Origin of the sequence: Synechococcus sp. CBW1002, from assembly GCF_015840915.1 — a bacterium.
In the GTDB taxonomy this organism is placed as follows: domain Bacteria; phylum Cyanobacteriota; class Cyanobacteriia; order PCC-6307; family Cyanobiaceae; genus CBW1002.
This window is the reverse complement of sequence record NZ_CP060398.1, coordinates 3,530,811-3,545,271: the sequence shown is the minus strand read 5'-3', so window position 1 is coordinate 3,545,271 and position 14,461 is coordinate 3,530,811. Positions and strand designations below refer to the sequence as shown.

Here is a 14,461-nt window from a genome sequence, read left to right as displayed (position 1 = left end):
CCAGATCGCTGCCTGGAGCCTCGACCCTCACCGCCACGTTCTTCATGTCCGACCGCCTGATCACCCCCACCCAGCTGGCCCTGTTCAGCCGCAGCCCGGTGATCGGCGCCTGGTGGGAGGAGCTGCACCAGATCGATCAGCAGCGGGCCCCACGGCCTGAGGCCAGTTCGCTGGATCAGTTGCTGTTCGCTTCCGGCCTGGAGCATGAACAGGTGCTGATCGCCAACCTCAAGGCCGCCGGCAAAACGGTGGCTGAACTGCCCGGCCGCCAGCTGGAGGCGGACTACGCCGCCACCCTGGAGGCGATGCGCTCCGGCGCCGACTTCATCTGGCAGGCCTCGCTGCGCAACACAGAGATGCGCGGGTCCGCAGACCTGCTGGAACGGATCGAGCGGCCCTCAGCCCTGGGGAGCTGGAGCTATCTCCCGATCGAGTGCAAGCTCTCCAGCCACCCCAAGCCGATCTATCTGGTGCAGGCCTGCGCCTACTGCGAACTGTTGGAGCCGATCCTTGGTCACCGGCCCGAGCACTTCAAGCTCTATCTGGGTGGCGGCCGCTTCGAGGAAGGGGAGCAGGGCTATCCCACCGCCCGCTTCTGGAGCTGGTACGAGCAACTGCGACACCGCTACCGCGACTTTCGCGCCGCCTTTGATCCCAGCCGGGAGCCGGAGGATGCTCCAGGCGACCACGGCCTCTGGGAGCCGTTCATCCAGCAACGGCTGGAGGAGCAGCGCGATCTGATCCTGGTGGCCGGCATGCGCCGCAGCCAGCGCGACAAACTCCGCGCCGCCGGCGTCACCAGCATCGATGGGCTGGCCGCCGCGGCGGAGGATCAGCCGGTGGCCGGCCTGGATCCGGCCGTTCTGATGCGCTTACGGGATCAGGCCCGACTTCAGATCGCCAGCGAGCAGCGGCATGACGGGCGGCCAGCCTTTGCGGTTCGGCCCATCGAGCAGCAGAGCCGCGGGCTGGCGATGCTGCCGGCTCCGAATGACGGCGATATCTGGTTCGATATGGAGGGCTTCCCCGATCCGATCAGTGGCGAGAAGCTCGAATATCTCTTTGGCGCCTGCTACCAGGATGGGCAGGGCGCGTTGCGGTTCAAGGGCTGGTGGGCCCATAGCCCCGCCGAGGAGAAGCAGGCCTTTGATGAATTCGTGGAGTGGGTACAGCAGCGCCGTGAGCGCTATCCGGATCTGCACGTCTATCACTACGCCAGCTACGAGAAAACAGCGCTCGGCAATCTCGCCTCACGCCACCAGATCCACCAGGCCCTGATCGACCAGTGGCTGCGTGATGAGCTGCTGGTGGATCTCTATCCGATCGTGCGCAACGGCCTGCTGATCGGCGCTGACAGCTACTCGATCAAGAAGGTGGAGCGTCTCTACGGCGATCCTCGCGATGGTGAGGTGGACAACGCCGCCGATTCGGTGGTGCAGTACGCCGAATGGCGCAAGTCCGGCCAACCGGTGGTGCCCGGTGCTGCCACCGGCCAGAGCCCCCTGCTCCAGGCTCTGCAGGACTACAACGCCAAGGACTGCCAGGTCACCGCAGGACTGCACCGCTTCCTGCTCGCCCTGCCCCAGATGGCGCAGATCCCCTTCCGGCGGAATCGGTGGGGTGGCGCAGCCGAGCGCGAAGCGGAAGACGGCGAGTTCACGGCCTACGAGAAGGAGCTGGAGGTCGCGGCGCGCGAGCTTTTGGCCGAGCTCCCGTCGACGATCACGGATGAGGACGCCACCGGTCCTCGTGGCCTCAGCTGGCGGCTGCAGCGCCTGCTCGCCCAGCTGATCGACTTCCACGAGCGCGAAGGCAAGGTGGAGTGGTGGGAGTTCTTCCACCGCCTGCAGATGACGCCGGAGGAGCGGGAGGACGACAGCGAGGTGATCGCCGGGGCCAGGCTGGAAAGCGTGGACGCACTGACGCGTCAGTCCAACGGCTACCGCTACCGCTTCGATGCCAACCAGCCCCTGAAGCTGTCCGCAGGAGGACTGTCTCCGCGCTTCGCGCTGGTGCCTCTCCAATGCGCCGGTGATCGACTGGTACCGCTGGCCCCGTTGGACCGAAGCGAGGGCAAGGCCCTGGATCTCGAGGGCTTTCTGGATGAGGAGCAGGCCGATCGGGTGACGATCAAGATCAGCCACAAGCTGTTGGCGCAGCTCAAGGAAGCCGGATTGCCTGGGGGCGATCTGCCGCGCCAGGCGGATCTGGTGCCCCTGCCCAAGCAGATCTACAAACGCATGCTGGCCCATCTGGTGCGGCTGGCCCAGGGCTGGGTATTCGAGGGCAAGCCTCTGCCGCAGGCGTTCGTGCACCTGGTGGGGCGCCGCTCGATCCCCCAGCTGGAAGGCCTGAACGATCGCATACGCCAGGCCCCTGGTACGGAGGCCGCAGAGCTTACGGCGTTCCTGCAGGAGGCTGATGGCGTCGGCCTGTCGCTCCAGGGGCCGCCTGGCACCGGCAAAACCACCGTCACCGGTGCGGTGATCGCTGCCCTGGTGCAGGCCGGCCAGCGGGTGGCGGTGACCTCCACCACCAACGAGGCGATCAACAACGTGCTCAGCAAGGTGCAGACCTGTCTCGATGCCTGCGGTAGCGATGCCCTGGTGGTGAAGGCCTCCAGCAGCACCAGCCACCACAGCGATCAGAAGGCATTGACTGGGACGCGTGCCCAGGCCCTCAGAGAAGCGGACCTGCCAGCTGACCCCGCCGTGCTCGGCGGCACGGTCTTCACCCTGGTGAAGGAGTCCTACGACGGAGCGCCCTTCGATCTGCTGGTGATCGATGAGGCCGGCCAAGTGTCGCTCAGCAACCTGCTGTTCATGAGTCGGGTGGCGCGCAACATCCTTTTGGTGGGCGATCAGCAGCAGCTCTCCCAGCCCAACCGCGCCGCCCATCCGGGTGACAGCGGCCTGAGCTGCATCGACTACGTGATGGCAGGTCAGGCGGTGGTGCCACCCGATCGCGGCGTCTTCCTGGCCACCAGCTGGCGCATGCCACCGCCGCTCACCCAGGTGGTGTCAGAGCTGTTTTATGAGGGTCAGCTGCAGGCAGCCGAAGGCAACCACGCCAATCAGGTGCTCTGGGATGGTCAGCCGCAGGGCCTGCGGTTCGATGCCATCTCCCATAGCGGCAACAGCACCCTGTGCGAGGAGGAGGTGGAGCACATCGCCGCGCTGGTGGATCAGCTGCTCGGCAGGACCTACCGACGGGCGGGTGGCGTGGAGGGAGTGCTCAGCGGCCGGGACATCCTGATCACCGCCCCTTACAACCTGCAGGTGAACCGGCTGAAGAAACGCCTGGGCACCAAGGCCCGCGTCGGCACTGTCGACAAGTTCCAGGGCCAGGAGGCGCCGGTGGCGATCCATTCGCTCACCGCCAGCGATGCCGACTCCGCCCCCCGCGGCCTGGAGTTTCTGTTGGCGCCCAACCGCGTCAACGTGGCGATCAGCCGCGCCCAGTGTCTCTCGATCGTGGTGGGGTCGCCTCAGCTGGCCACAGGCCTCAGCAACAGCATCAGCAATGTGGAGCAGCTCAGCCGCCTGTGCCGGTTGATGGCGACAGGGCAGGAGAAGGGCATGCCGTGATGAGCCAGGCACCGCCAAGTGCCAGAGGTTCTGCTGAAGCCAGCCCGCCTTGTGACAAGACAATCTTTACGGACGCACCAATGACCCAACGTCTGATCGAACTGCGCAAGCTGCTCCATGACGCAGCCCACGCCTACTACGTGCTCGACGCCCCGCTGATGGAAGACGCGGTCTATGACCGCCTCTATCGCGAGCTGCTGGAGCTGGAGGAGCAATACCCGGAGCTGATCACCCCCGACAGTCCCAGCCAGCGGGTGGGCGGGGCCCCCAGCGATGGCTTCAGCACGGTGGAGCACCGCATCCCGATGCTCAGCCTCGACAACGCCTTCAACGCCGAGGAGATCGAACGCTGGTACCGGCGTCTGCTGCGCGAGCTGGAGTTGGAGGAAGACACGAACCTGCCGATGGTCTGCGAGCTCAAGATCGACGGCAATGCCCTCGCTCTCACCTACGAGCATGGCGTCCTGGTGCGCGCCGCAACCCGTGGTGATGGATCCAGCGGAGAGGAGATCACCACCAACGTGCGCACGATCCAGACCGTGCCCCTGCGCCTGCAGCTCGATGATCCTCCCGAATGGGTGGAGGTGCGGGGCGAGACCTTCATCCCCAATGACACCTTCGCCCGCATCAACGCAGAGCGGCAGGCCAATGAAGAACCCCTGTTCGCCAATCCCCGCAACGCCTGCGCCGGCACCCTGCGCCAGCTGGATTCCAGGGTGGTGGCCGCACGGCGGCTGGATTTCTTCGCCTACACCCTGCACCTGCCTGAGGGCAGCCACGGGTCACCGGCCAGCCAGTGGGAGTCGCTGCAGTGGCTCCAGCAGGCGGGCTTCCGGGTCAATCCCAACGCCCGCCTCTGCCCAGACCTGAGCGCCGCCCGGGACTTCGCCAACGAATGGGAGCAGCAGCGCCATGGCCTGCCCTATGCCACCGATGGGGTGGTGGTGAAGCTGGATGCTCTGGATCTGCAGCAACGTGCCGGCTTCAACGCCAAGGCGCCGCGGTGGGCGGTGGCCTTCAAGTACGCACCGGAAGAAGCTCCCAGCCGCCTGCTGCGGGTCGTCGCCCAGGTGGGCCGTACCGGCGTGGTCACTCCCGTCGCGGAGTTTGAACCTGTCCCCCTGGCCGGTACCACCGTGAGCCGGGCCACCCTGCACAACGCAGGCCGCATCGCCGAGCTGGACCTGCGGGAAGGCGACACGATCGTGGTGCGCAAGGCCGGGGAGATCATTCCGGAGGTGGTGCGGGTGCTGCCTGAGCTGCGCCCCAAGGGAGCCGCTGCCGTTCAATTGCCGGATCACTGCCCTGCTTGTCGCTCCGAGCTGGTGCAGGCCGCTGAGGAAGCCGCCACTCGCTGCGTGAACAACGCCTGCCCGGCCCAACTCAAGGGCGCGCTGCGTCAGTGGGTGAGCCGGGCAGCCATGGATGTCGATGGCCTGGGCACACGCACGATTGCGCTACTGGTGGAGCAGGGCCGGTAACTTTCAGGGAAGGTGTCACTCCTTGGCTGCCATTTAGACGGCCTCGGTTAAGGGTAGCGCGAGGATCGGATCGGGTTCCTCTGGTGGCTTGTTGATCCACACTTCTTCGGGTTGACGCCAGCAGCGGGTGCTTCGGCTCCAGCGTCTTGGATGGGCCTGACGGGCCTTCTCGTAGACATTGGCTCGCTGCTGGCAAATTGCCTTCGCGGCACCGCTGTGACGCTGGTGAGGCGTCACGAATTTGATGCCGCTGTGGCGGTGTTGATGGTTGTACCAGTCGACAAACGCCGACACCCACTCACACGCCTCTTCTTTGCTGGTAAACGGCCGACTGGGGTAGTCGGGCCGGTACTTGAACGTGCGGAACAAGGCTTCCGAGAAGGGATTGTCATTCGAAACCCTGGGCCGAGAGAACGACCGCAGGACACCCAACTCCTCCAGCCGCGCCTCGAGTGTGGCGGCGCGCATGGCATTGCCGTTGTCGGCATGGAGGATCAGCGGCAGGGGGGTGGACTGGTTGGCGCCACATCCCCTTGGGCGGCGGTAACGCTCCTTGAGACAGGCTCGCTGCACCAGATCCGCCGCGATCTCAGCCGATTCCACCTCAGCCATATCCCAGGCCACCACCTTGCGGCTCCAGACGTCGACCACTAGGTAGAGGTAAAGCCACACACCCCGGACTGTGGTCGGCAGATAGGTGATGTCCCAGCTCCAAACCCGGTTTGGGCCATCCGCCCTGAGGCGCGGCACGGAGCGCGGTTCCTGCGGCAACCGGGCCCGCCCACGTCGGTGACACTGCCCTGCCTGGTGCAACACCCGGTAGAAACTGCTCTCGGAGGCGATATAGAGGCCCTGATCCGCCAGCGCTGGCACGATCTGCCCGGGCGGAAGCGAGGCGTACTCCGGTTGGTTGCACGTCAGCAGGATCCGCTGGCGCTCCTCCTCCGTCAGCCGGTGAACGACCAGGCGAGGACTTCCTTTACGGCGGTCCTCGCCGTCCCCATCACCCAGAAAGGCCTTCCGCCATCGTTTGAGGGTACGCAGGCAGATGCCGATCTCACCGCATGCGCTCACCAGGCCGGCTCCAGCCGCATGCGCCTCGCCGATCAGCTCGATCACCTTCCGCCGGTGCGCGGCGCTGGTCAACCTTCCGCGTCCTCCGAGCAGAAGGCATCCCACTTTTTTCGCAGCACCAGCAAGGCCGCCGCCTCCGCCAGGGCCTTCTCCTTGCGCTGCAGCTCCTTCTTGAGTGCTTTGATCTCTCGCTGGTCCTGGGCACGGAGCCTTTCGAGCTCCTTTTGCTCGGCCATCGTCAGCACCGGCTTGGCGTTGGCATCCTGAGCGGTCTGACGCCAGCGGCTCACCTGCTCAGGAAAGAGCCCCCGCTCGCGGCAATAGGCACTGAGCTCAGTGGCGTTCAACCCGGCCGTCTCCAGCACCACCGTGAACTTGTCGGCAGCACTCCAGCCATCTGGTTCCTTCTGAGATGCCGGCACCACCTCTCCCTGCAACCGCCACGTCTTCCTCCATTTGTAGAGGGTGATCACGTGGATGCCCAGCTCTTCTGAAATCCGGGCCACGCTCTGCCTGTGCGGCGGGCTCATCCGCCTTCTCACATCAGCCTTGACGGCCTCGCTGTAACGACGCATTGGTCATGTCCTCAAGCCCCCGGATGTACGGATGAGAGGGGTGACATCTTTCCTGAAACCGGGGGGGCCTCGTCAGCAAGGTCACCGACCTCTACAGGCTGGAGGAATCCACCCTGGCGTCGCTGGAGGGAATGGGTAAACGCTCGGCGGCCAAGTTGGTGAAGGCCCTGGATGGGTCACGTCAGCAACCCTGGCATCGGCTGCTGTTTGCTCTCGGGATCCGCAACATCGGCCCGGTGAACGCCAAAGCCCTGGCCGCTGGATTCCCGTCTGCCGCCCAGTTGGCCCATGCGGCTCTCAACGACTCCGAGGCGCTCCTTGCGACCTTCGGCATCGGCAGCGAGATCGCCGAAGCACTCAGCGAATGGTTCAGCAATCCCACCAACCAGGATCTGCTGCATGACCTGCAGGACCTGGGCTTCTGCCTGGAGGCCCCTGCAGGCAGCGAGGCGAGCATCGCCACAGAGACCGGAGACGCTCCCCTGGCGGGCAAGACCTTCGTGCTCACGGGGACCCTGCCGACACTCAAACGCAGCGAAGCCCAGGAGCGAATCGAAGCCGCTGGCGGCAAGGTGAGTGGGTCGGTGAGCAAGAAGACCAGTTATGTGGTGGCGGGCAGTGATGCCGGCAGCAAGCTGGCAAAGGCCGAACAGCTGGGTGTCACCGTCCTCTCAGAGGCAGAACTTCTAGCTTTAGTCAGCGAATAAGCGCTATTAATAGCCATTGCGGCATCCTTTTCTGAAACCACTCACACTGAATCCATGCCAAAGCCCATTGAGAAAGCACTCATCGAAGCCAGCGACCCTCAAACAGACCCCGAACACTTGAAGGCACTCAGTCAATGGGAAGGTGAAGATGAACGGTCCCGAATCAGGCAAGCTATTGCAGCGAATCCCGCCAGCGATGAACGGTTGCTGCTGAGTCTGGCCGCTGAATATCCCAATGAGGTGAAGGCAAACCCTCGTTTTCAGCTTTTGCTGATGAGCACCGAAAGTTGGTGGAAAGACACGGAGCCCCTGAGCTTGCTGCGTCTGTTGGCGGCCTTGGGACCCACTGCACCATCACAGGCGCGTCTGGACTTATTTGATGAACTCGGGGGCCTCTTAGCCAGAACGGACCCACTCGAGATGAATATGGAGCAGCACATGAGCTTCTTTCAGGAGATCACGATTGAATGGCAGGATAGCTCGGGTGAAGAAGACGAAGCGGAGAGCGGAGAGCGGGTCCCGGGGGAGGACGTGGGGCCAAACCACAACGACGTGAAGCAGCAAGATGTCTCCATTGACTTCTCCTGCATTGCCGAAGATGGCCTATGGATGCTATGCCCTCCTGACAACATAGACGATCCACTCAGCGTCCTTGAAGAACTGATTAATTGTAACACCAGCGAAGAACTTCTCAACACTCTGATGAATCATGGCTGGGAAGAACAGTCCTCGTCCCTGGGAGACTACGGATACTGGGAAATCAAGTGCATCAGTCCTCAGTTGGATGGCTGGCAAGTAGATGCAGATCTGAGCATCGATGGATCCGGAACCATCCAGATTGAAGACCCGGAGGGTGAGACGCATGTGGTTGATGTCGAAGCACCAGACAAGGAATATGAATTCCTGAATCCCACGCTGAAAGAACACCCAGACATGGTTGGATCCATCCTTGAAACCGACCTCCTCTCCTCCGCTGAGCTGACCATGTTGCTGCAGCAGGTGATCACCATCGAGAAGCAGAGTTGCGGAGGCGAGGCAGATCCAGTCCAAGCCCAATAGTTCTCAGCAAAGGCTGCGCGCAAGTTTTTCGAGGACTTATCCACGCATTCCATGGAACCCAATCAACTCTGTCACTGGCGGCAGGCCATTGAAGCCATCGACCTTGTCGCCGCGGACTCTCGACAGCGACTGAATCAGCTCTATACCGAGATGGTCATGCAGCTGAGTCAGGAGTTTCATTCGGCCAGCTTCGCCGCTGCGGCCCCCTCGTTCGATCAAAAGAGAGCCACAGAGTCCGCAGATCCAAGCACTGACATTGATCGCCTATGGGAGCTGGCAAGCCACCACCCAGGCGGGGTGGCCAACAATTCGATCTGGACGCTGCTCCTGCTGAGTGGTGATGGGTTGATGGGAAAGGATGACTACATCGATGAGGATCAGATCTACCCGCTGGCGCAGGTAGAGGGTCTCTGGCTGGATGTAAAGCGGCGATATCCTGAAGACTATTATGACAAGTTGCTGCTCAGCTACACCGCTCTACTGCCCCTTTCGAAGCATCCTTTTCGAGAGCATGCCCTGATTCGCGCGCTCTATGAAGCCGGTGATACCCTCTCTGCTGCGGATCTGAAGTTTCTCGAATCGCAGACGAACAAGCTTGATTATGGCTCGGAAATGCTCCAGCCAGTCTGGGAGGCACTGCAATCTCCGAGTGAGGTCGAGTATTCATTGCCAGGAGCCCTACAAGCAGAAAGAATCGATGATGTGCTGCTTTCCCTGTCACCAGTTTTTGTGAATGATGAAGAGCTGTTTGATCTGATGTTCAGGCGTCACTGGGGACATCAGAGCGCATTTCTGGATGCGTCCCCTGTGGCGGATCAGTTGCTCTCCCTGGCGAAGACGCAGCTGGTGAAGCGCGGTATTCGCGTAGATACCGACACGTTGCTGCCGGCTGAAATCTACGAGCGGCTGTCCCGACACCGCAACAGTGGTCCACAATCAGAGGTGGCGAGTTGCCTTCATACACCTGCCGAGGTCTTTGAGGAGCTTGCTCAGTCCACCAGCAAGGAGATCATCTATCCCTTGGCTTGCAACCCAATGACACCAGTCTCGGTGTTGCAGCAACTGATGCATTGGTCTGGCTGGGGTGCCAAGACAGTTCAGCGCTATGTGCAAGACAACCCTGCCTATGTCGGTGGTGAAACCTGGCAGTTGATGGAGATGGGCCGATTGCAGCTCCAGACGGATCAGCGCAAGAAGGACGTGTTGCTTGCCTGCCTCGACCTGCTGGCCAGCGAGCCCGATCCTCTGGATAGCCTGCGCATCCTGCTCAATGCGTCGCTCTGGGCCAGCTGGCGGCTCGAGCCATCGACACTGCGCCTTCGAATGATCCAGAAGGGCTGGGCCAGCGACGAACTGATGCAGGCAGCGGCCTGGAGCTGGCACTGGATGGAACGCCTGGCGGTGGCCAGCTCCCCTCTCGCTCCGGCCACGGCACTGGCGAAACTACAGGGCGATGGGCTGCCATTCATCCGCCATGCGGCTCTACAGCCACGTCGCTCTGTATCGGCACTCACGGCTGGAGGCTGGATGGAGCAGCTCGCGGCATTGGCTACCGCTGATCCTGTTGGCTGCGTGCGCCACCCGCGCTTTGCCGACTGGCTTGATCAGCAGCCCGATCTTGTGGCATCACTGCTGCGCAAGCAGCACCGCACGATCCTGGAGGCAGGGAATCTGCCAGCTGCGTATTTCTGCTGGCAACTGAGCCACCTCAGCGAGCGCGAGCAGCTACGGCTGCTGATGAACCGTCAGGTCCCCCAAGAGGCCCTTGATCAACTGGTGCGCTACGACGCGCTCAGTGACATCCTGGTCTGCCCGCTGCCAGATAATGAACAGGGAAACCTGGCTGATCTTGTTGCCAGTACCGCGGCGTCCCATCACCAACAGACCAGGACGGAGTTGTTGCGCTGTTCCCAAGCCGAACTCGAGAAAGAAACATGGGCCGAACTGGAGCCCCATGAAATGGCCTTCTTCGTGATGGGCTTTTACGACCCTGCTGACGTGAGGCTACTCCATACGATCGAATTGTTGAAGCTTCTATTGCATCCCGGTATCTCTATTGACTTGCGGCGCCATCTCGGCCAGGCACTCGACGATCGCAAAGATGAGCGACACGAGATCGTTAAAGGCTACTTTCCTGGCTACGCCCTAAATAAGGCTGCAGATGGCTATACATTTATTGATGGTAGCGATCATGGACTCAATCACTTGAGAATCACTGGGAAATCCTTGGGCCAGGATGGTATCTCCGATGGACTTCGGTCCTGGTTGATTCAGTTGGTGGCTGATCATGCCGGCCAGGTGTTTGTCGATGGCTATCGGAACGAGTATCTGAAGACACCTGTGGAAGTTTGGCCCGGCGTCCTCTCGGCTAAGGAAACCAAAAAGCTGATCTCCAGTCGCAACGTTAATCAACGTCTGGTAGCGGCATGCTTCGGCGTTCTCAATGACGCGCAGATGGAGGCCTTGGCGAGTGATCCACGGGAGGAGGTGCGCTTTGCTTTGGCTTTGCTACGTCCATGCCCAGCACCTATCCTGGAAAAGCTCTCAGCTGATCCAAATAACCTTCTGAGCAAGGCTGCCGTTCAGAACCCGAGCTGCCGTGTGTCCACGTTTAGGGCATTGCAGGGCCGATCACCATTACGCAATCCAAATCTACCGGAGGAAGCCGCCCGTGGTCTGCTCAAGCGTCTTGCACGGGAGAAGCTGTTCCACCATGCCACGGAGATCCTCTGCTGGTCCCCATCCTTGATGCAAGAGATTCTGAATTCCTTGGATTCGGAGGAGCTCAGGATATTTGTCCGTGGGCTTGACTGGGGAAGTAGATTTGCACCATTCAGAGCTCGTCCCTATTCCCCCGAGTTGCTCAGCTGGATGGCCCAGCTTCCAACTGATTCAAATCCAGATCTGAGCGCCTTGCGCCAGCTGGCAGCATCGCATCCCGGGACACCGGTAACCGTGCTGCAGAAATTGGTCAAGGATCCAGACAGGGAGCTTCGAGAGTCCGTCGCCAGCAATCCCGCCTGCACCACGGATCTTCATCAGACACTTAAACAGCAGGGGATTTCGGGCGACACCCTTGCCGTCGTCTCGAGTCCTCACTATCCCGTGGGGTGGCTAGCTGAACACGCCAGCGATCAAAATCCAGACCTGAGAGCCATGGTGTCTCGTCACCCCCATTGCCCCTTGTCACTGCTGATTCAGTTGCTTGTTGATCAAGAAAAGACGTCTGACTACGGCCCCTTCAGCAAGCGCACTGTCGCGGAGGTTGCGGCGACTAGTCCTGCGCTCAGCACCATCACCGATCCCAGCAGCTACGAGACCGCGGCCCTGGCTTTACTGCGCTCCACTAAGCCCTCTTCTCGTGCCCGGCGGTTGGCACTGCGCAGCCGTCACTGCCCTCCTCCGTTGCTCCGACGCTGTGCCACCAGCCTGGACTGGCGCGAACGCCATGCCGTGGCTTCTCACCCGGCTACTCCGCCGCGGCAGCGAAAGGCTCTCTTGCAGGATGCCAATCAGCATGTGGCGCAAGCAGCCATGCAGCGTTGCAGCGAGACGCCTTCATGAGTGGCCCTGCAAGTCCCCTCCTGCCTCTGCTGTTAACTGCTCGTGTCACATCCGTAAGGAGCGGAGGAGCACTGGTAACAGCATTCTCACTACCCCGTCATCCATGACACTCAAACCCTCCCAGCTACTCCGTTACCTCGACCAGCTGGTGGTGGGCAACATCAGGATCAGCACGATGATCTGGGGCCCTCCAGGAATCGGCAAATCCAGCATCGTGGCGCAGGTGGCAGAGGCTGCTGGGCTGGACTTCATCGATGTACGCCTCAGTCAGCTGGCCCCAACAGACCTGAGAGGGCTGCCCGTGGCCGTTCCGCCGGCGGATGGCGAAAGCCTGGGTACGTCCACTTGGTTCCCCCCAGAATTTTTGCCGCGCTCCGGAAAAGGTATCCTGTTCCTCGATGAGCTAAACATGGCACCCCCTGCGATGCAGGGTGTGGCCCAGCAGCTGATCCTCGATCGCCAGGTGGGCAGTTACCGGGTGCCGGAGGGCTGGTTCATCTGGGCAGCGGGTAATCGCAAGGAGGATCGCGCCTCGGTGTTCGAGATGCCCTCCCCCCTGGCCAATCGCTTCCTCCATCTCAGCGTTGGCGTCGATTTCGACAGCTTCAAGGCCTATGCGCTGGAGCGCCGGCTGCATGAACAGGTGCTGGCCTTCCTGGCGTTCCGCCCGACCCTGCTGCATAAGCTCAATCCCAAGGAGCCAGCCTGGCCGTCACCACGCAGCTGGGAGATGGCCAGTTGTTTGCATCAAGGCGGCCTGGATGTGGATCCGGCCATCGGTGAGGCGGCGGCTTCGGAGTTCCGGGCCTACCTCAAGGTGTATACAAGGCTGCCCGATCTCGATAAGGTTCTCACCGGCAAGGGGGCACGCCTCAAATTTCCTGAGGAACCGTCTGGGCGCTGGGCTACCGCGATCGGCCTGACCATGCGCGCTTCCACTGCCGAGCAAGGCCTGGCGGCCTTCCAGTGGCTGGTGGCCAAGGCCACAGCTGAATGGGTGCAGCTGTTTGCCAGTGACCTGGTCGCTCAGATGCGCCGCACGAATCAGGTCGGTGTGCTGGCCAAGATGGTGGCGGATGAGCCTGCTCTGCAGGCCTTCCTCAAGGACTACCGCGAACTGCTGGGCCGATGACTGCCACCGCGAATGGGGCGTCTATCTCTGAGCTGGAGAGACTGGTCAGCGCCACGCGACTGCGGCTGCGCATGCACTCGCCATTTTTCGCGGCTCTGGCAATGTTCGCGGAGGTGCGCTTCAGCGAATCGGTGGCCCTGGCGGCTACCGATGGCCGCACCCTGTGGTTCCATCCCCAGGCCTACGCAGCCTTACCTGCCAACCAACGCGATGGGTTGTTTTTGCATGAGCTGCTGCATGCGGCCTTGTTGCACCCCTTGCGTCGAGGGATGCGTGATCACGAACAGTTCAACATCGCAGCAGATCTGGTCGTCAATGGCATGATTGCGGCGGAGGGCTCACTGCAACTGCCTGAAGGCGCGATTCGTGATGTACGCCTGGAGCATCACAGTGTGGAGGAGATCTATGAGCTTCTCCAGAAGCGCCAGAAGCGCAAACGGCCACAATTACCCCTGGCTGATTTGCTGGCAGCTCCGATGACTACATCCGAGCCTGCTGGGGGAAGTCCAACACACCGTCGTCAGAGAGGCCGGAGCAGGCCAGCCCATTCGGGGCAGGACAAATCAGCGGACCACCACAAACAGGGACGTGAGTCCTCAGCCGAACAGCAGTCAGGGAGGGATCCGGCGGATCGGCAGGAGCTGGAGGCGCATTGGAAACAGGCGATCCAACAGGCACAGGTGTTGCTGCGCAGCCAGGGCAAGGGGGATCTGCCGGCGGCCCTGCAGCGACATCTGGATGAAATCGCCGATCCGCAGTTGGACTGGCGCAGCCAGTTGTGGCGCTATCTGGTGCACACCCCCAACGACTATGCCGGTTTTGACCGCCGCTTCATCCATCAGGGACTGTATCTCGACCACCTTGAGGGCGAAAGCGTCGAGGTGTTCTGTTGCATCGACACCAGCGGTTCGGTTGGCCAGGAAGAACTCAGCCTGTTTCTCGGCGAACTGAGGGGCATCCTCTCGGCCTATCCGATGCTTCGTTGTTGGCTCTGGTACGCGGATGCCAGCTGCTATGGACCCTATGAACTGATGGAGGACAGTGAGCTGCCTGCACCGGAAGGCGGTGGCGGAACCGACTTCCGGCCGTTCTTCAAGCAAGTTCAGAAGACCTGGAGCCGTGAGAAACGGGCCGTCTGCGTGTATCTTACGGATGGCTTCGGTGATTTTCCCAAGCAGGAGCCAGAGCTGCCTACCCTTTGGGTGGTGGTGCCGGGGGGGCTGGAGAATGATGAGTTTCCCTGGGGGGAGGTTGTTCGAATCCACCAATAGTCCAGCAGGCA

The 14,461-nt window shown here is 61.9% G+C and carries 5 protein-coding genes and 4 pseudogenes; 8 read left to right on the top strand and 1 reads right to left on the bottom strand.

The annotated features are described in order from the left end of the window. Positions 1-44 precede the first annotated feature (44 nt). Together H8F24_RS17465 and ligA are read left to right on the top strand one after the other, a co-directional pair. The gene (locus H8F24_RS17465; protein WP_197170371.1) at positions 45-3,587 is read left to right on the top strand and encodes a TM0106 family RecB-like putative nuclease; all 3,543 of its coding nucleotides are present in this window, start codon (positions 45-47) and stop codon (positions 3,585-3,587) included. A gap of 80 nt (positions 3,588-3,667) precedes the next feature. Then, a pseudogene (ligA, locus tag H8F24_RS17460) lies at positions 3,668-5,062 on the top strand (NAD-dependent DNA ligase LigA); the annotation flags it as partial. 39 nt (positions 5,063-5,101) lie between these two features. Here the strand turns inward: ligA and H8F24_RS17455 are convergent. Next, positions 5,102-6,717, bottom strand: a pseudogene (locus H8F24_RS17455) (IS3 family transposase). Positions 6,718-6,782: 65 nt separating this feature from the next. On the opposite strand from H8F24_RS17455, the pseudogene H8F24_RS17450 reads away from it, so the two are divergent. The 6 genes and pseudogenes from H8F24_RS17450 to H8F24_RS17430 form a co-directional block, all read left to right on the top strand. Next, a pseudogene (locus tag H8F24_RS17450) lies at positions 6,783-7,424 on the top strand (helix-hairpin-helix domain-containing protein); the annotation flags it as partial. Between the two features lie 54 nt (positions 7,425-7,478). After that, entirely contained in the window at positions 7,479-8,483 is a 1,005-nt protein-coding gene (locus H8F24_RS17445) for a hypothetical protein (RefSeq protein WP_197170368.1), read from the top strand. Positions 8,484-8,534: 51 nt separating this feature from the next. After that, entirely contained in the window at positions 8,535-12,047 is a 3,513-nt protein-coding gene (locus H8F24_RS17440; RefSeq protein WP_197170367.1) for a hypothetical protein, read from the top strand. After that, positions 11,932-12,453 (top strand): annotated as a pseudogene (locus H8F24_RS20295) (AAA family ATPase); the annotation flags it as partial. The gene H8F24_RS17440 and the pseudogene H8F24_RS20295, both read left to right, overlap by 116 nt. A 3-nt stretch (positions 12,454-12,456) precedes the next feature. Further along, positions 12,457-13,179 carry an ATPase gene (locus tag H8F24_RS17435; protein ID WP_231598358.1) on the top strand — a complete coding sequence of 241 codons (723 nt, stop codon included), beginning with the start codon at positions 12,457-12,459 and terminating at the stop codon, positions 13,177-13,179. Beyond that, complete coding sequence (locus H8F24_RS17430) at positions 13,176-14,450, top strand: VWA-like domain-containing protein (RefSeq protein ID WP_197170365.1); 1,275 nt, start codon at positions 13,176-13,178, stop codon at positions 14,448-14,450. The genes H8F24_RS17435 and H8F24_RS17430 overlap by 4 nt, the downstream gene beginning before the upstream one ends. The last annotated feature ends 11 nt before the right edge of the window (positions 14,451-14,461 follow it).